Below are 17,195 nucleotides of genomic sequence, written 5' to 3' on the forward strand. Positions count from 1 at the left end.
TAGCCGCCCGTCCTCACCGGGGTGGCACGGACAGCCGCAGCCGGTCTCCGCGGGTGAGCACGGTCAGCCCCTGCCAGCCGCGCGGCGGGACGCCGCCGGAGAACCGGGCCCGCAACCGCTCGGCCCGCCGCACGTGCCGGGCGAACGAGCGCGACCGCACCAGCCTGCCCCGCTCCACCTGCCCCTCCAGCGCCTCCTCGGGGCTGGCGTCGAGCCACAGGAAGTGCCGGGGCCTGCCGGTGAGCGCGCCCAGCCCGGCCAGCGCCGCGCGTGTGGTCGCGCGGGTCGACGGCTCGTGCACCAGCACCAGGCCGGGGGCGGAGAGCGCCGCCCAGGCGATGCGCGACCGGTGCAGCAGGTGCACCAGGGGCCGGTAGCAGCGGTAGGGCAGCCCGCGCGGCAACGCCGCCTTGAGGGAACCGCGCACCTGGTCGGAGTCCAGCACGACCGCCTTCGCGCCGCCGGTGTCCAGGTCGGCGAGCAGCGTCGTCTTCCCCGCGCCGGGCAGCCCCGCCAGCACGACCAGCGAACGCGGGCCCACGGCAACGGCGGTCATCGTCTCCATAGTAAAGAGACGTACGGGACGCGCAGGAGTTCCGCGATCCGGCGTGATGTGCGTCCGGGGGCGGCCCCATCCCCTCAGCGGGCCACCCCCGGACAACCCCCGTGGCGGCGCTTCCTCCCCGCGCGCCACGAGGGCAAGCCTGCCCGGCGGGCACGGCGGGCGGCAGCGCAAGCACCCCCGGCCCGCCGTGCGTAGACCTACTCAACCCACCGGCTCGCCCCACCGGCCCGCTCACCCGGTCGCGGCCAGCACGGCGCGCTCGACGCCCTTGCGCAGCCCCGCGTCCAAGCCGCCCTCGGCGGCCAGCGCGAAGGAGTCGATCACCGTTCCGCCCACTGTGGACACCCGCGCCCACAGCACGTCCACACCGGACTGCTCCAGCGCTCCCGCGACGTGGTGCAGCAACCCGATCCGGTCCGCCGCGCGCAGCTCCAGCACCACCGCGCCGGTGGACTCGTCGTCGAACCACAGCACCTTGGGCGGCGGCGGGTCCTGCGGCGGGCCGCCGTAGTCGCGCTCCTTGGCCGCCAGCTTCTCCGCCAGCGGCAGCGAGCCGTCCACCGCCCGGCTCAGCTGCTCGCGCAGCAGCGCCACGTCCGGCAGCGAGCCGAACCGGGGCGAGACGGTGAACACGTCCACCGCGGCCACCCCCAGCGCGGGGTCGCGGTGCGAGCGCACCGCCGCCGCGTGCACCTCCAGCGAGTTCAGCGCCAGCACGCCCGCCGCGCGGGACAGCAGCCCCCGCCGGTCCGGCGCGACCACGGTGACCGTGGCCGACTGGCCCGCCCCGGCCACCAGCACGTCCGGCTTGCCCGACGCCAGCACCGCCGCGGCCAGCTCCCGCTGCCGCTGGTCCAGCGGCTCCGGCTCGGGCAGCGCCTCGCCCGCCATCACCGCGCGGCAGCCCGCCACCAGGTCGCCGACCAGCGAGGACTTCCAGCCCGACCACACGCCGGGGCCGGTCGCCAGCGCGTCGGCCTCGGCCAGCGCGTGCAGCAGCTCCAGCAGCACCGGGTCGCCGCCCAGGGTGTCGGCCACCCGCCGCACGGTCGCCTCGTCCCGCACGTCCCGCCGGGTCGCGGTGTGCGGCAGCAGCAGGTGGTGGCGCACCAGCGCGGTCAGCGTCAGCACGTCCTGCGGCCACAGCCCCAGCCGCTCGGCCACCTGCCTGGTCAGCGCCGCGCCGACCTCCGAGTGGTCGGCCTGCCTGCCCTTGCCGATGTCGTGCAGCAGCGCGCCCAGCAGCAGCAGGTCCGGCCGCGACACCCTGGTCACCAGCCGCGCGGCGTGCGCGGTGGCCTGCACCAGGTGCCGGTCCACGGTCCACACGTGCGCCGCGTCGCGCGGCGGCAGGTCCCGGACCGCGCCCCACTCCGGGAACAGCCTGCCCCACAGGCCGGTGCGGTCCAGCGCCTCGACCACGTCGACCAGCCCCTGGCCGCTGCCCAGCAGGGCCAGCAGCTCCTCGCGGGCCTCGCGCGGCCACGGCTGGCGCAGCTCCGGCGCGGAGTCGGCCAGCCGCGACAGGGTGCCCGCGGCGATCGGGTGCTTGCCGCGCGCCGCGGCCGTGGCCACCCGCAGCAGCAGCGCCGGGTCGCGGCTGGGCATCGCGTCGCGCGCCAGCGCCACCTCCGTCCCGTGCAGCACCACGCCCTCGTCCAGCGGGCGGCGGGTGGGCGCGCGGCGCAGCGGCGAGCGGGCGAACACGCCCAGCCCGCGCCTGGGCACCGCGGCCCGCGCCGTGCGCATGGCCACGTCCACCGAGTACACGACCGTGCGCGCGGCCGACGACATCGCCCGCGCCAGCGCGAACCGGTCGGGCAGCCCCAGCGCGGCGGCGACCTCGTCGCCGTCCTGCGCGCGCAGCACGTCCCTGGGCTTGCCCGCCACCCGGCGCAGCTCGGTGCGCACGTCCAGCAGCAGCTTGCGCGCGTCGCCGACCTCGGCCCCCGGCCGGTCCACCAGCTGCGCCGCGGACAGCGCGTCCAGCAGCGTCACGTCCCGCAGCCCGCCCCGGCCGTGCTTGAGGTCGGGCTCGACCCGGTGCGCGATCTCCCCGCTGCGCGCCCAGCGGCGCTGCGCGGCCTCGGCCATCTCGTCCAGCCGGGTGCGCACGCCCGAGCGCCACGCCTGCCGCGCGGCCTCCGCCAGCCGCCCGCTGACCTCCTGGTCACCGGCCAGGTGCCGGACGTCGAGCAGGCCCAGCGCGGTGCGCAGGTCCTCCCCGGCCACCCGCAGCGCCTCGCCGACCGTGCGCACCGAGTGGTCCAGGCCGATGCCGGAGTTCCACAGCGGGTACCACAGGCTCTCCGCGACCCGGTCCACGCCCTTGTGCCCGTTGTGCACCAGGACCAGGTCCAGGTCCGAGTAGGGCACCAGCTCGCGCCTGCCCAGTCCCCCCACGGCGACCAGCGCCAGCCCGCTGCCCGCCCCGCCCACCCCGGCGGTGGCGGCGTGCGCGGTGAGCCAGAACTCGTGCAGGTCCACCAGCGCCTCGCGCAGCGATTCCCCCGTCAAGCGGCGACGACCCGGCGCGAGCAGCCGATCGCGTGCCCGCACCAGGTCGTCAGCCGTGACGACGGCCGTTGCCTCGTGGTCCATACGGCCGTCCCCCATCGCTACAGGGCGTCCGTGCCGCGCTCCCCGGTGCGGACCCGGATGACGGTCTCGACCGGGGTGACCCAGACCTTCCCGTCCCCGATCTTGCCGGTGCGCGCGGCCTCGACCACCGCGTCCAGGACCTTGTCCACCGCGGCGTCGTCGATCAGCACCTCGACGCGCAGCTTGGGCACGAAGTCCACGGCGTACTCCGCGCCGCGGTAGACCTCGGTGTGGCCCTTCTGCCTGCCGTAGCCCTGGACCTCGCTGACCGTCATGCCGAGGACGCCGAGCTGCTCCAAGGAGGTCTTCACGTCGTCGAGCGTGAACGGCTTGATGATCGCCGTGACCAGCTTCATGACTAGTTGCTCCCCTCAAGGACCGCGGAAGCGCCCGCGGCGACACTGGGCTTGGCGGAGCCGCGCGACCCGGCCAGTCCGCTGCCGAACTCGTACGCGGTCTCCGCGTGCTCGGCCTCGTCGATGCCGCCGACCTCGGCCTCCTCGTCGGCCCGGAAGCCGACGGTGAGCTTGACCAGGTAGCCCAGCACGAGGCTGAGGACGAAGGAGTAGGCGAGCACCGCCGCGGCGCCCACGACCTGCCGCCACAGCTGGTCCACGCCGCCGCCGTAGAACAGGCCGTTGATCCCGGCGGGCGCGGCGTCGCTGGCGAACAAGCCGATCAGGACGGTGCCGGACAGGCCGCCGACCAGGTGCACGCCGACCACGTCGAGCGAGTCGTCGAAGCCGAAGCGGTACTTCAGGCTGACCGCCAGCGCGCACAGCGCGCCGGTGATCGCGCCGACCGCGATCGCGCCCAGCGGGGTGACCGACGAGCAGGCCGGGGTGATCGCGACCAGGCCCGCGACCACGCCGGAGGCGGCGCCCAGGGTGGTGGCGTGGCCGTCGCGGACCCGCTCGACCAGCAGCCAGGCCAGCATGGCGGCGGCGGTGGCGACGGTGGTGTTGATGAAGGTGACGCCCGCGGTGGAGTTCGCGCCCAGCGCGGAACCGGCGTTGAAGCCGAACCAGCCGAACCACAGCAGACCCGCGCCGAGCACGACCAGGGGCAGGCTGTGCGGCTTCATCCGGTCCTTCGGCCAACCGACGCGCTTGCCGAGGACCAGTGCCAGCGCCAGGCCCGCCGCGCCCGCGTTGATGTGCACGGCGGTGCCGCCCGCGAAGTCGATCGCGAGCAGGTCGTTGGCGATCCAGCCGCCGGGGTCGACGACGTTGCCCGCCTCGTCCTTGCCGTCGAAGTCGAACACCCAGTGCGCGACCGGGAAGTAGACCACCAGCGCCCACAGGCCCGCGAACAGCAGCCACGGGCCGAACCGCGCGCGGTCGGCGATCGCGCCGGAGATCAGCGCCACCGTGATGATCGCGAACATCGCCTGGAAGGAGACGAACACGGTGGTCGGGATGGTGCCGGACAGGGACTCCTTGCCCAGCAGGCCGTCAAGGCCGAAGAACTCGAACGGCTTGCCCAGCAGGCCGGCGCCGACGTCGGTGCCGAACGCGGTCGAGTAGCCGACCAGCACCCAGAGCACACCGACAACGCCGATCGCACCCAGGCTCATCATCATCATGTTGAGCACGCTCTTCGACCGGACCATGCCCCCGTAGAAGAAGGCAAGTCCGGGGGTCATCAACAGCACCAGCGCGGAGCTGGCGAGCACCCAGGCGGTGTCCCCTGTATCCACGTCGACCTCCACTGCACGTCGGTTGCAGGGAGCATCGAGATGTCCTGTTTCGACCGGCCGCGCCTCAGGTTTCGCGGTGGTGAACTGTCCGAGCCCCGGTGTTACGGGCGCGTTTCCCGCTTTTGAAGGAAGGGTGGCTTCCCGCGCTCGCCGGGCGTCGCGTCGCGGTGTGCGGTGACGGACCGTGCTGCCGGTCCCACCCGAGCGGCGGGTGCGGTGCGGCGGTCGTGAACGCCCACAACGGTGGGTCACCACCCGTCGAACCCCGCGCCTGCAAGTACTACCCGACCCGCTCGCGAGGGCCGGTAACCACCCCCCGGCAACGCCAACGCTCGGTTCGTGGTGCGCGAACGCTCGGTTCGCGGGAAAAAGGGGAGGGCCGGCCCCGGTGGGGTCGGCCCTCCTGATTACCAGCGGTGGTGCTAGATCAGCCAGCCGGGCAGGCCGGGCTTCGGGCCCGCCGGACGGTCCGCGCCGCCGACCGAGGCGGTGCCCAGCGCGGGCGGCTCGACCGCGGCGCACCGGGTGCCGTCACGCGGCACGGTCAGGTTGATCAGGTAGGCGTCGGTGGTGCCGCGGGTGCACTCGCTGCGGTCGTACACGCCGTGACCCCAGCCTTCGTAGGTCAGCAGCACGGTGGTGTCGCGGCTCTGCCGGTGGGCGTTGACGGCCCACTCGTAGCCGGTCGCCGGGTCGTGCAGCGCGTTCATCATCAGGATCTTCGGCGCGTTCTTGATCCGCAGCCGGTGCTGCGGGTTGTTCGCGTCGTCGGTCAGGCCGACGCAGCCCGCGATGGCCGAGTGCCCCAGCGAGGAACCGCGCATGTTCGGCGCGATCTGCTCGGCCCGCCGCGTCAGCGCGGACATCTCCCGGTAGCTCTTGACCCGGATCTGCCAGTCCTGGCAGAACACCGCCGGGAAGGGGTTGTGCACCAGCTGCTCCTCGGCGAAGCCCGCCGCCCGCGCCGACGGCTCGGAGCCGCCCAGCGCGACCAGCCAGTCGGCCAGCGGCGCCCAGCTGGGGCCGTAGAACGCGCCGAACGCCTGGCCGATGATCACCTCGGAGGTGATCTTCTCGTCGGGGAAGTCCGGGTCCACGATCTCGCCGCGGTCGGCCCGCTCCAGCAGCAGGTTCCAGTACTTGACCACGTCCTGGCCGTGCAGCGCGCAGGACTCGGTGCGCTCGCACCACTTGACGAACTCCTCGAAGGAGTCCTCGGCGGTGGCGGCCTCGGTCTCGTTGAACGCCCAGGTGTCCAGGCTGTGGTCCATGTTGCTGTCGATGACCATGGACCGGATGCGGTGGCCGTAGCGCTCGGCGTACTGCTGGCCGATCAGCGTGCCGTAGGAGATGCCGTAGTAGTTGATCTTGCGCTCACCGAGCGAGCGGCGCAGCGCGTCCATGTCGTCGATGACGCCAAGGGTGTCGGCGTGGTCGTACATCGGCCCGGTGTGCTCGCGGCAGTCCGCGGCCAGCTCCCGGTTGTACTGGCCCAGCGCCTCGAACTCGGCCTGGTTGGCGGGGTAGGTCGAGGGCTGCGCCAGCAGCTTGTCCAGCGAGCACCGCACCGGCTGGCTGCGCGCGACACCGCGCGGGTCGAAGCCGATGATGTCGAAGCGCTGCTGCACCTCGGGGCTGAAGTAATTGTTGGCGCTGTAGGCGAAGTCCACGCCCGAACCGCCGGGGCCGCCGGGGTTGATGAACAGCACGCCGACGCGCTTGCTCGGATCGGTGGCCTTGCGGCGCGCCACGGCGAGGTCGAACTTCTCGCCCTCCGGCTCAGCCCAGTCGATCGGCAAGCTGAGCGTGCCGCACTCGACCTCGGCGACCTCCGGGCACGGCGCCCAGCTGATGGTCCCCGCGTACCCCCGGTCCTGGTCGCGCTGCCCGCTGTCCTGCGGGGCGGCGGCGGCGACGCCGGTCCCCACGACGAGCGCCGCGGTGGTGGCCACACCACCCAACGCCCTGATGATGGTTCGCACAGGTACCTCCCTTGTTCCCTGTCACCCATGCGGGTGCCGGAAGGGTTCCAAAGGGTGTAACTGCGCCACAACCGACTGAAGTCGGATGCCGATGTCCTCTTCAGGACGAGGAAGTCGCGGTCAAAACCTGGTACTGGCGCACGAGATCGGACATCCCATCATCGGTCAACGAGCCGAACAGCCGCAGCCGCGCCATACCGCCGTCGGGGAACACCTCCAGCCGCGCGTGGGTCGCCTCGGGCGCGGCGTCGAGGCGGAACCGGTGGCGCGTGTCGGGCTGCAGCCGGGTGCGCGGGAGCAGGTCGAACCACCGGTCCGGGGCCACCCGCGCGTCGCGCCCGCGCACCGCCGCCCAGCCGGGCGCGTTGCCCTTGAAGTGGCTGGTGTCCAGCTCCGCCAAGCGCACCACGCCCGCGCCCGCCAACCGGACCTCCACCCAGTCGTGGCCGTCGTCGCGGCGGCGCGCGGTCTCCCAGCCCTCGCCCATCACCGCGGCCTGTCCGGGGGCGATGAGGTTGTTGGGCGAGCTGTAGAACATGTCGCTGCACCCCACGACGGCGGCGCCGTTCTCCAGCGCGGCCAGGTCGACCGCGCCGGGCAGCAGCAGCCCCGGATCGGGCACCGGCTCCCCGTGCACGCGCAGCCGCGCCACCCCGCCGTCCGGGTGGATGATCAGCCGCACGTGCGTGAACCGGCGCCGCACCGCCACGTCGAAGTGGTGCTTCCGGTCGCCCCGCAGCGGCGACCTGGGCACCACGACCTCCCACCCGGCCAGCTCCTCCGGGCTCGGGTGACCGACCGCCGAGGTGGCCTCGACCGTGGCGAACGGCGGGTAGTTGCCGGTGAAGAACGCGGTGTCCACCACGACCCCGCGCACCACCCCTGGCAGCCCGAGCCGCACCACGGCCGCGTCGTCACCGGGTTCGCGGCGGCGGCGGGTCTCCCACCCGTCGTAGACCTGGCCCTTGTGGCCGAAGGTGCCCGCGCGGTGGACCGGCTCCGCCCGGCTGATCAGGTTCTCCCGCTCGGCGAAGGACTCGTCGTTGGCCCACACCACGCTGCCGCCCACCCCGCGCGAGGCCAGGTCCGGCAGGTGGACCCACTCCGGCACGCCGCTCATGCGCCTCCTCCGCTCAGCAGCCGCCCGCGCGGCCGCTCCCCGTCGACCTCGTGCCCGCGCAACCACGTCCGCCGCACCACGCCCGCCAGCGGGCGGCCGTGGTAGGGGGTGACGGGGTTGCGGTGGCGCAGCCGCGCGCGGTCGACCACGAACGCCTCGTCCGGCGCGAAGGCGCACAAGTCCGCGTCGGCGCCGGGCGCGATGCGCCCCTTGTGCGGCAGCCCGACCAGGTCCGCGGGGCCGGAGGCCATCCACCGCACCACGTCGGTCAGCGCGTGGCCGCGCCGCCGGGCCTGCGTCCAGACCGCGGGCAGGCCCAGCTGCAGGCTCGCGATCCCGCCCCAGGCGGAGGCGAAGTCGCCCGCCTTCAGCTCCGGGGTGCACGGCGAGTGGTCGCTGACCACCACGTCCACGTCGCCGTCGGCCAGTCCGCGCCACAGCAGCTCGCGGTTGCGCGCCTCCCGGATCGGCGGGCAGCACTTGAACTCGGTGGCCCCGTCGGCGATCTCCTCGGCGGTGAAGGTCAGGTAGTGGGGGCAGGTCTCGGCGGTCACCGCGACGCCGTCGCGGCGGGCGGCCCGCAGCACCTCCAGGCCCCGCGCGCTGGACAGGTGCAGCACGTGCACCCGCGCGCCGGTCTCCCTGGCCGCGTCCACGACGGTGGCGATGGCGCGGGACTCGGCCTCGTGCGGCCGGGAGGCGAGGAACCCGGCGTAGGAGCCGCCCGCCTCGGTGACGCTGTGCGGGTCCTCGGCGTGCACCACCACCAGCGCGCCCGCCTCGGCCAGCGCGGCGCGCAACTGGTCCGGGCCGACCGGCGGGAACTCGTCCACACCGGAGTGGACCAGGAAGCACTTGAACCCGAACACCCCCGCCTCGCGCAGCGGCCGCAGGTCGGCCAGGTTGCCGGGGACGATCCCGCCCCAGAAACCGACGTCGACGTGCGCGCGGCCCCGCGCGGCGGCCCGCTTGACCTCCAGCGCGGCCACGTCGGTGGTCGGCGGCAGGCTGTTCAGCGGCATGTCGACGATGGTGGTCACGCCCCCGGCCGCGGCGGCGCGGGTGGCCGTCTCGAAGCCCTCCCACTCGTCGCGGCCGGGATCGTTGACGTGCACGTGCGAGTCGACCAGCCCCGGCAGCAGCACCTCGTCGGGCGCCAGCTCCACCACGCGCGCGGCACCGCCGATCCGGGGCTCGACGGCGGCGATCCGCCCGTCGAGCACCCCGACGTCGGCGGCGACCTCGCCTTCGGGCGTGATCACGCGGCGGGCGCGCAGCACCAGGTCCACGCCGCCCACTGTGACAGCGGGCGGTCCCCGGCGCGAGGGGCTGTTGACACGCCAAGGGGCCGCTCGTAGCGTCCCCCGCAGGTGGAATCTCCCCCGCCACACGGGAAGCGGGTGCCAGCGTGCCGGATCTGGAGGGGTTCAACACCGCACCGGCGCGGGAGCTGCGCCCGCTGCTGCTGGAGTGCCTCGCGGTGCCCCGCTGGGCCGACGCCGTGCTCGCCGACCGGCCCTACGCCGACGTGGACGCCCTGCTGGCCGCGTCCGACGCCGCGGCGCGGCTGAGCGACGACGAGGTGCGCGCCGCCCTCGCGGGTCACCCCCGGATCGGCGAGCGGGCGGGGCACGACGGCGTTTCCGCGCGGTGGTCGGCCGCCGAGCAGTCCGGCGTGGAGTCCCCCGCCGACTTCCTCGCCGCCGCCAACCGCGCCTACGAGGAGCGCTTCGGGCACATCTACCTGGTGTGCGCCAAGGGGTTGAGCGGCGATCAGGTGCTGGCCGACCTGGCCGGGCGGATGGCCAACCCGCCCGAGGTCGAGCTGCGCGTGGTCAACCGCGAACTGGCCAGGATCGCCGCCCTGCGGCTGCGCGAGGTGGTGGCGTGAGCACCCTGTCGACGCACGTGCTCGACGCCGAGGCGGGGCGTCCGGCGGTCGGCGTGCCGGTGCGGCTGGAGCACGAGGGCCGCGTGCTGGCCGAGGACCGCACCGACGACGACGGCCGCGTCCGCGCGCTGGGCGCGGACCTGCCGGTGGGGGTCTACCGGATCGTGTTCGAGGTCGACGGGCCGTTCTACCCGGAGGTCGTGGTGGCCTTCCGGGTCACCGAGCCCGGCGCGCACTACCACGTGCCGATCCTGCTGAGCCCGTTCGCGTTCACCACCTACCGAGGGAGCTGACGATGGGCATCGTGCTGGGGCCCAACCAGTACGGGAAGGCCGAGACGCGGCTGGTGGCGGTGACCCGCGAGGGGGACGTGCACTCGATCAAGGACCTCACGGTCAGCACCGCGCTGCGCGGCGACCTCGCCGCCACCCACCTCACCGGCGACAACTCCGAGGTGCTCGCCACCGACACGCAGAAGAACACCGTGTACGCCTTCGCCGAACAGGCGCCGGTCGGCGAGATCGAGGACTTCGCGCTGCGGCTGGCGCGGCACTTCGTCGGCGCGGGACGGGCCATCACCGGCGCGCGGGTGCGCGTCGACGAGCACCCGTGGTCGCGCATCGGGGGCAACGGCCACTCGTTCGTCCAGGCGGGCAACGAGAAGCGCACCACCGAGGTGGTCGTCGAGAGCGACCGCGCGTGGGTCACCTCGGGCGTGCGGGACCTCGTGGTGCTCAAGACGACCGGTTCGGAGTTCCGCGGGTTCCCGCGCGACCGGTACACCACCCTGCCGGAGACCGACGACCGCGTCCTGGCCACGTCGGTGACCGCGCGGTGGCGCTACCAGGGCGACGGGATCGACTGGGCGGACAGCGCCACCGCGATCCGCGCGGCGCTGCTGGACGCCTTCGCCACCAAGCACAGCCGGTCGCTGCAGCAGACCCTGTACGCGATGGGCGAGGCGGTGCTGCTGGCCCGCCCCGAGGTCGCCGAGGTGAGCCTGTCGCTGCCCAACAAGCACCACTTCGCGGTCGACCTGAGCCCGTTCGGCCTGGAGAACCGCAACGAGGTCTTCCACGCCGCCGACCGCCCCTACGGCCTCATCGAGGGCACCGTGCTGCGGGAGGACGCCGAGCCCCCCGCCCCCGCGTGGCTGCCGTGACGCGGCTCAGTCCGCGATGCCCAGCCGCTGCGCCCGCCACCGGTGGAACAGCTCGGTCTCCATGTACCACTCGACCGTCCTTGGCCGCCGCGCGGTGACCATGAACTCCAGCAGCACCCTGCGGAACACCTCCAGCGGCAGCCCCACGCCGGGCGGGAAGTCGGTGTACGCCTCGTTGACGCACGGCGCCTCCGGGTCGCCCTTGGGCCAGCCGGAGAACCCCTCGTCGACGAAGTTGAGGTAACCCCACCGGCCCCGCACGGCCAGCACCACGTTGTGGTCGCACTCCCCGTCCGCGTCGGTGTCCCGGTCGAAGTGCTCCAGGCTGCCGTCGTTGCACTCCGGCCGCGCCAGCGCGGCGATGAGCGCGTCCACGTCCGCCACGGACGCCACCACCTGGTAGCGGTGCTCGGCCCGTTCGGGGTCGGGCAGACCGGTCCACAACCCGGCTCTCATGGTCATGAGCACCACCCTGGACGCTGCCCGCGCCCACGGCCCCCCTCACCGCCGAGGATCACCCCATCCAGCGAACCCGGCGCGAGCCCTCACCGACGGTCCGCCAGCGCGCGCAGCTCGGACACCCCCAACCCGGTGATGCCGCGCACCTCGTCCGGGTCCAACGCCCCGCAGTCCAGCGCCCGCAGGAACGACGACGACAGCGCCCGCGCGGTGGCGGGCTCGTCCAGCACCGCCCCGCCCGCCCGCGCCACGTAGGCCCGCAGCCGCCGCGCGTCGGCCTGCGCGCCCTCCCGGTAGAAGGCGTGCACGGCGGCGTAGCGGGTGACCAGCTGCGCCGGGTGCAGGTCCCAGCCCTGGTAGAAGCCGTGCGCCAGGGAGCGCCGCACCAGCCGGTAGTGGGTGCGCCAGCCCTCGTGCAGGTGCTCGCCCACCGGCAGCTCGTTGGTCGAGCCGTCGGACAGGGCGACCCCGGTGCCCGCCGCCGAGACCTGCATGACGTGGCGGGCGAAGTCGCACGCGCCGTGCGCGAGGTGCTGGTGCGCCGCGCCGAGGCCGCACCCGGCGGTGTAGTCGTAGGTGCCGAAGTGCAGCCCGACCACCCGGCCCCGCCCGGCCGCGATGAAGCGCGGCAGGGCCAGCGCGCCGGACGGGTCGACGATGGATCGGGTGGTCTCCACCTGGATCTCGAACCGCAGCGGCAGCCCGAACAGGTCCAGCACGTCGCCGAGGACCTCGACCTGCTCGACCGAGGTGACCTTCGGGAAGGTGATCACGAAACCGGGCGGGGCCTCGCCCAGCTCGGTGAGGAAGACGTCCAGCGTCCGGATGCCCCGCTCGCGCAGCGCCCTGGTGTCGAACGACTTCATCCGCAGCCCGAAGCGCGGCGGGGCCACCCCGTCGCGCAGCCACGTGCGCACCACGGACGCGGTGCGCACGGCGTCGGCGTCCTCCTCGTCCTCGTCGCGGACGCCGTAGCCGTCCTCGAAGTCCACCCGCAGGTCCTCCACCGGTTCGGCGACCAGCTTCGCGCGGACCCGCGCGTGCACCACCTCCGCCAGCCCGTCCGGCAGGCCCAGCACCCCGGCGAGCTCGGCGGGGCTGTGCGCGTCCAGCGCCGCAAGCGCTTGCCCGCCCCAGTCCCGCAGCACCGAAGGCGTCACCCGGTCCGCCGGGACGTAGCAGGTGTGCACCGGCTGCCGCCCCACCGGCTCGCGCGGCTCCACGTCCACCAAGCGCGCGGTGACCGCCCGCACCGCCTCCGCGGACAGGGAGGTCCGCGGCGTGTCAGGCGATCCGCTCATACGCGGGCAGCGTCAGGAAGTCCACGAACTCGTCGGCCAGCGCGACCCGCTCGAACAGCCGCACGGCCTGGTCCAGGTGCTCGCCCTCCAGCCGCTGCGCGGTCCGCGCCAGCACCGAGCGCACCAGCTCCGCGGTGACCGGCGTGCCGTCGTCGAGCACCACGCCGTTGTGCACCCACTGCCACACCTGGGAGCGGGAGATCTCCGCGGTCGCCGCGTCCTCCATCAGGTTGTGGATCGCCGCCGCGCCGTTTCCGCCCAGCCACGACAGCAGATACCGCACGCCGACGTCCACCGCCGACTCCAGGCCCGCCATGGTCGCCCGGCCGCCCGCCGAGCGGAAGTCCAGCAGCCGCTCGGCGCTCACCGACACCTCGGGGCGCAGCACGTGCAGCTGGTTGGGCCGGTCGCCGAGCTTGGCGTCGAAGACCTCCCGGCACACCGGCACCAGGTCCGGGTGCGCCACCCAGGAGCCGTCGAAGCCGTCCTCGGCCTCGCGCCGCTTGTCCTCGCGCACCTTGGCCAGCGCCCGCTCGGTGACCTCCGGGTCGCGCCGGTTGGGGATGAACGCGGCCATGCCGCCGATGGCGAACGCGCCCCGCTTGTGGCAGGTGCGCACCAGCAGCTCGGTGTAGGCGCGCATGAACGGCGCGGTCATGGTGATGCTGTCGCGGTCGGGCAGCACGTGGTCCTCGCCCGCGTCGCGGAAGTACTTGATGATGCTGAACAGGTAGTCCCACCGGCCCGCGTTGAGCCCCGACGCGCGCTCGCGCAGCTCGTAGAGGATCTCCTCCATCTGGAACGCGGCCGGGATCGTCTCGATCAGCACGGTGGCGCGGATGGCGCCGCGCGGGACGTCCAGCGCGGCCTCGGCGGCGGAGAACACGTCGTTCCACAGCCGCGCTTCCAGGTAGCTCTCCATCTTGGGCAGGTAGTAGTAGGGCTTGCCCAGCGCCGCGTTGTGGAAGAAGTGCAGGCCGAAGTCGACCAGCGCGCCGATGGCGGGCCTGCCCTCGATCTCGATGTTGCGCTCGGGCAGGTGCCAACCGCGCGGGCGGACCACCACGGCGGGCCTGGCCACGTCGTCGCGCAGCGCGTAGTGCTTGCCCTCGGGCGAGGTGAACTCGACCTGGTCGCGCGCGGCGTCGTAGAGGTTGACCTGGCCGGAGATCACGTTGCGCCAGTGCGGGGTGTTGGCGTCCTCCAGGTCCGCCAGCCAGACCCGCGCGCCGGAGTTGAGCGCGTTGACGGTCATCTTGCGCTCGGTGGGGCCGGTGATCTCCACCCGGCGGTCGCGCAGCGGCTCGGGGGCGGGCGCCACCCGCCACTCGCTCTCCCGCACCTCGGCGGTCTCCGGCAGGAAGCCCAGCGGGTGCCGCTCGGCGCGGCGGGCCAGCAGCTCGTCGCGGGTGGCCGCGAACGAGCGGTGCAGCATGGCCAGGAACTCCAGCGCGTCCGGCGTGAGGATCTGCTCCCCGCGCTCAACTTCGCCCCCGAGGACGCGGATACCGGACATGGAGGCCACCTCTTCCGCAACGCCTGGTTCTACTTCGCGGACTATAGTTCTCGCATCGCGGAACAGCAACGAATGGAGTTGGTCCCGGTGGCGGGCGAGTCCACGGGCGGTGTGCAGTCGCTGCGGCGCGCCTTCGAGCTCCTGGAGCGCCTGGCCGACGCGGGCGGCGAGGCGAGCCTGTCCGAGCTGGCCGCGATCACCGGGCTGCCGCTGCCCACCATCCACCGGCTGATCCGCACCCTGGTGGCGCTCGGGTACGTGCGGCAGAACAGCAACCGGCGCTACGCGCTGGGCGCGCGGCTGATCCGCCTCGGGGAGAGCGCGAGCGGCCAGTTCGGCGCCTGGGCCCGGCCGTTCCTGGCGCGGCTGGTGGACCTGGTCGGGGAGACCGCGAACCTGGCCGTGCTCGACGGCGACGAGGTGGTGTACGTGGCGCAGGTGCCGTCGCCGCACTCGATGCGCGTGTTCACCGAGGTGGGGCGACGGCTGCTGCCGCACGCCACCGGCGTGGGCAAGGCGATGCTGGCCCAGCTGCCCAGGCAGGAGGCGCGGGCGCTGCTGGAGCGGACCGGGCTGCCCGCCCGCACGCCCAACACGATCACCGACCCGGAGCGGCTGCTGTCCGCGCTGGACCGGATCGCGGCGCAGGGCTACGCGCTCGACGAGAGCGAGCAGGAGCTGGGCGTGCGGTGCGTCGCGGTGCCCCTGGTGGGCGGGCCGACGCTGGCCGCGGTGTCGGTGTCCGGGCCGGAGGGGCGGCTGACCAGGGAGGCGCTGGCGCGCATCGTGCCCGCCGTCGTGGAGACCGCCGAGCGGCTCTCGCACGAGGCGGCCAGGACCTGATCCCACTCCATCGTGTGATGCGGTCGGGCCTGTCGGGATGGGCCGGGGGAAGATCGACGCCGTGGCAACGCACTACGGACGCACGCTGACCTTGTTCTGGGACGACCGGCACGTGGTGGGCAGGTGGTGCGACGGCGGGGAACTGGAACCCGTCCGCGCCGCCGAGCCGGCCGACCGCGTGCAGTGGCTGGTTGAGCTGATCGGGTCCTACCAGCGCGCCTACCCCGGCGCTCGGGTGCGGGCGACCAACCGCCCCCGCTGGCGCGAGCCCGAGCGCGGGTCGTTCCGCCTCGCCGCCCCCGAGCCCGTGCCCGCCGCCGAGGCGCTGGCGCCACTGCACTTCCACGTGCTGCCCGGCAGGCGGGTGGCCAAGGAGTGCTGGCACCTCTGCGCCAACTGACCCGCGTCTGCAAGTACTACCCGACCCCGGTCGGGTAGTACTTGCAGACGCCTTCGGAGCCGCTAGCCGAGCAGGGCGTCCACGAACGCCTCGGGCTCGAACGGGGCCAGGTGGTCCGCGCCCTCGCCGAGCCCGACCAGCTTCACCGGCACGCCCAGCTCGCGCTGCACCTGGAACACGATGCCGCCCTTGGCGGTGCCGTCCAGCTTGGTCAGCACGATCCCGGTCACCGCCACCACCTCGGCGAACACCCGCGCCTGGGTCAGCCCGTTCTGCCCGGTGGTGGCGTCGAGCACGAGCAGCACCTCGTCCACCGCGGCCTGCTTCTCCACCACCCGCTTGACCTTGCCCAGCTCGTCCATCAGGCCGGTCTTGGTGTGCAGCCTGCCCGCGGTGTCCACCAGCACGGTGTCCACGCCCTGCTCCACGCCCCGCTTGACCGCCTCGAAGGCGACCGACGCCGGGTCCGCGCCCTCCGCGCCGCGCACGGTCGTCGCGCCGACGCGGGAGCCCCACGTCTCCAGCTGGTCCGCCGCCGCCGCGCGGAAGGTGTCCGCCGCGCCCAGCAGCACGGTGCGGCCGTCGGCGACCAGCACGCGGGCCAGCTTGCCGGTCGTGGTCGTCTTGCCCACGCCGTTGACGCCCACCACCAGCACCACGGCGGGCTTGCCGGAGTGCGGCAGGGCGTTGACCGAGCGCTCCATCTCCGGGTGCAGCGCGTCGACCAGCACCTCGCGCAGCAGCGCGCGGGCCTGCTCGGGGGTGCGCACCCCGCGGGCGGCGATCTGCTCGCGCAGCGCCGTGACGACCTGGTCGGTGATGGCCGCGCCCAGGTCGGCCAGCAGCAGGGTGTCCTCGACGTCGGTCCACGAGTCCTCGTCCAGGTCACCCGCGCCGAGCAGGCCAAGCAGGCCCGAGCCGAACGCCGACCGGGACCGGGAGAGCCTGCCGCGCAGCCGCTCCAGCCTGCCCTCGGTGGGCTCGATCTCCTCGATCTCCGGCGCCTGCTCGGGCAGCTCGACCTCGACGAAGCCGCGCTTGACCGAGTCGCGCGGCACGGCCGCGTCGTCGCCGACACCCGGCTGCCCGTCGACCTCGGTCCGGTCGACCACCGGGTGCTCAACCGGCTCCGGCTCCCGCACCGGCGCCGACTTCGGCTCCGGTTCCGCCTCGACCTCCGGCTCCCGCACCGGCGCGGGCTCCGGCTTCGGTTCCGGCTTCGGTTCCGGCTTGGGCTTCGGTTCCGGCTTGGGCTTCGGTTCCGGCTTGGGCTTCGGTTCCGGCTTCGGCTTCGGCTTCGGCGCGGCCTTGGGCTCCGGCTTGGGCTTGGGCTTCGGCGCGGTGCGCGGCTCGGGCACCTTCTCCGGAGCCCGCGCGGGCGGTGGCTCCGGCGCCGGTCTCGTGGGCGCGGACAGCGAGATGCTGCCGCCCGCCTGGTACCCCTTCGACGGCTGGTCCGGCTTCTCCTCGGTGAGGCTGATCCGCCTGCGCCGGGACAGCGCGACACCCGCCACGAGGGCGACCGCGAGCAGCACCGCGACGACGACGACGATCCAGATCAGGGTCGTGGTGGACACGCGGCAATCCTCGCACGCCACGCATTGTGATCAATCAACGAACCAGGTGGATTTACCGCAACTTTCCCACCATTCCCCT

16 protein-coding genes are annotated in these 17,195 nt (G+C 73.9%); 5 read left to right on the plus strand and 11 right to left on the minus strand.

Annotated features, from left to right (window positions below; genetic code table 11):
- Positions 1-13 precede the first annotated feature (13 nt).
- The 7 genes from JOF41_RS23495 to allB form a co-directional block, all read right to left on the minus strand.
- A complete protein-coding gene (locus tag JOF41_RS23495) occupies positions 14-556 on the minus strand; it encodes an AAA family ATPase (RefSeq protein WP_244989666.1) in 543 nt (180 codons plus the stop codon).
- 240 nt (positions 557-796) lie between these two features.
- Positions 797-3,166 (minus strand): [protein-PII] uridylyltransferase, encoded by a 2,370-nt coding sequence (locus JOF41_RS23500; RefSeq protein WP_209621999.1) that lies wholly within the window; start codon positions 3,164-3,166, stop codon positions 797-799.
- A 17-nt stretch (positions 3,167-3,183) separates the two neighbouring features.
- Entirely contained in the window at positions 3,184-3,522 is a 339-nt protein-coding gene (locus JOF41_RS23505; protein WP_189222864.1) for a P-II family nitrogen regulator, read from the minus strand.
- A gap of 2 nt (positions 3,523-3,524) precedes the next feature.
- Entirely contained in the window at positions 3,525-4,865 is a 1,341-nt protein-coding gene (locus tag JOF41_RS23510; RefSeq protein WP_189222863.1) for an ammonium transporter, read from the minus strand.
- 422 nt (positions 4,866-5,287) lie between these two features.
- On the minus strand, positions 5,288-6,847 hold the full coding sequence (locus JOF41_RS23515) for an alpha/beta hydrolase (protein WP_189222862.1): 1,560 nt from the start codon (positions 6,845-6,847) through the stop codon (positions 5,288-5,290).
- A gap of 100 nt (positions 6,848-6,947) precedes the next feature.
- Complete coding sequence (gene alc, locus JOF41_RS23520) at positions 6,948-7,967, minus strand: allantoicase (RefSeq protein ID WP_209622001.1); 1,020 nt, start codon at positions 7,965-7,967, stop codon at positions 6,948-6,950.
- Positions 7,964-9,256, minus strand: coding sequence for an allantoinase AllB (gene allB / locus JOF41_RS23525; RefSeq protein WP_189222860.1), 1,293 nt, complete (start codon positions 9,254-9,256; stop codon positions 7,964-7,966). The genes alc and allB overlap by 4 nt, the downstream gene beginning before the upstream one ends.
- Positions 9,257-9,375: 119 nt before the next feature.
- Between allB and uraD the strand changes: the two genes are divergently transcribed.
- From uraD to pucL, 3 genes are read left to right on the plus strand one after another with little or no spacing between them, the layout of a single operon-like run.
- Complete coding sequence (gene uraD, locus JOF41_RS23530; protein ID WP_209622004.1) at positions 9,376-9,858, plus strand: 2-oxo-4-hydroxy-4-carboxy-5-ureidoimidazoline decarboxylase; 483 nt, start codon at positions 9,376-9,378, stop codon at positions 9,856-9,858.
- Positions 9,855-10,151, plus strand: a complete 297-nt coding sequence (uraH, locus tag JOF41_RS23535) for a hydroxyisourate hydrolase (RefSeq protein ID WP_189222858.1) — start codon at positions 9,855-9,857, stop codon at positions 10,149-10,151. Before uraD ends, uraH begins: the two co-directional genes overlap by 4 nt.
- Before the next feature lie 2 nt (positions 10,152-10,153).
- Positions 10,154-11,020: a factor-independent urate hydroxylase gene (gene pucL, locus JOF41_RS23540; protein WP_189222857.1), complete on the plus strand. Its 867-nt coding sequence runs from the start codon at positions 10,154-10,156 to the stop codon at positions 11,018-11,020.
- Positions 11,021-11,026: 6 nt separating this feature from the next.
- On the opposite strand, the gene JOF41_RS23545 is transcribed toward pucL, so the two are convergent.
- The 3 genes from JOF41_RS23545 to aceB form a co-directional block, all read right to left on the minus strand.
- Positions 11,027-11,482, minus strand: coding sequence for an Imm1 family immunity protein (locus tag JOF41_RS23545; protein WP_189222856.1), 456 nt, complete (start codon positions 11,480-11,482; stop codon positions 11,027-11,029).
- Positions 11,483-11,565: 83 nt separating this feature from the next.
- Positions 11,566-12,780, minus strand: a complete 1,215-nt coding sequence (locus tag JOF41_RS23550) for a DUF6986 family protein (protein ID WP_209622007.1) — start codon at positions 12,778-12,780, stop codon at positions 11,566-11,568.
- Positions 12,764-14,296, minus strand: a complete 1,533-nt coding sequence (gene aceB, locus JOF41_RS23555; RefSeq protein WP_209622010.1) for a malate synthase A — start codon at positions 14,294-14,296, stop codon at positions 12,764-12,766. The genes JOF41_RS23550 and aceB overlap by 17 nt, the downstream gene beginning before the upstream one ends.
- Before the next feature lie 72 nt (positions 14,297-14,368).
- On the opposite strand from aceB, the gene JOF41_RS23560 reads away from it, so the two are divergent.
- Together JOF41_RS23560 and JOF41_RS23565 are read left to right on the plus strand one after the other, a co-directional pair.
- A complete protein-coding gene (locus JOF41_RS23560) occupies positions 14,369-15,139 on the plus strand; it encodes an IclR family transcriptional regulator (protein ID WP_189222853.1) in 771 nt (256 codons plus the stop codon).
- A gap of 61 nt (positions 15,140-15,200) precedes the next feature.
- Complete coding sequence (locus JOF41_RS23565; protein WP_209622013.1) at positions 15,201-15,539, plus strand: hypothetical protein; 339 nt, start codon at positions 15,201-15,203, stop codon at positions 15,537-15,539.
- A 62-nt stretch (positions 15,540-15,601) separates the two neighbouring features.
- Here the strand turns inward: JOF41_RS23565 and ftsY are convergent, their stop codons facing one another.
- The gene (ftsY, locus tag JOF41_RS23570) at positions 15,602-17,116 is read right to left on the minus strand and encodes a signal recognition particle-docking protein FtsY (protein ID WP_209622017.1); all 1,515 of its coding nucleotides are present in this window, start codon (positions 17,114-17,116) and stop codon (positions 15,602-15,604) included.
- Positions 17,117-17,195 lie beyond the last annotated feature (79 nt).

Origin of the sequence: Saccharothrix coeruleofusca (assembly GCF_017876325.1) — a bacterium.
GTDB classification, from domain to species: Bacteria; Actinomycetota; Actinomycetes; order Mycobacteriales; family Pseudonocardiaceae; genus Actinosynnema; species Actinosynnema coeruleofuscum.

What these genes read in the sequence shown, in the direction of transcription:
- pucL (WP_189222857.1), top strand. Translation starts at nt 10,154, where the DNA reads ATGGGCATCGTGCTGGGGCCCAACCAGTACGGGAAGGCCGAGACGCGG.
- JOF41_RS23495 (WP_244989666.1), bottom strand. Translation starts at nt 556, where the DNA reads ATGACCGCCGTTGCCGTGGGCCCGCGTTCGCTGGTCGTGCTGGCGGGG.
- JOF41_RS23500 (WP_209621999.1), bottom strand. Translation starts at nt 3,166, where the DNA reads ATGGACCACGAGGCAACGGCCGTCGTCACGGCTGACGACCTGGTGCGG.
- JOF41_RS23545 (WP_189222856.1), bottom strand. Translation starts at nt 11,482, where the DNA reads ATGACCATGAGAGCCGGGTTGTGGACCGGTCTGCCCGACCCCGAACGG.
- JOF41_RS23550 (WP_209622007.1), bottom strand. Translation starts at nt 12,780, where the DNA reads ATGAGCGGATCGCCTGACACGCCGCGGACCTCCCTGTCCGCGGAGGCG.
- aceB (WP_209622010.1), bottom strand. Translation starts at nt 14,296, where the DNA reads ATGTCCGGTATCCGCGTCCTCGGGGGCGAAGTTGAGCGCGGGGAGCAG.
- JOF41_RS23505 (WP_189222864.1), bottom strand. Translation starts at nt 3,522, where the DNA reads ATGAAGCTGGTCACGGCGATCATCAAGCCGTTCACGCTCGACGACGTG.
- alc (WP_209622001.1), bottom strand. Translation starts at nt 7,967, where the DNA reads ATGAGCGGCGTGCCGGAGTGGGTCCACCTGCCGGACCTGGCCTCGCGC.
- JOF41_RS23560 (WP_189222853.1), top strand. Translation starts at nt 14,369, where the DNA reads ATGGAGTTGGTCCCGGTGGCGGGCGAGTCCACGGGCGGTGTGCAGTCG.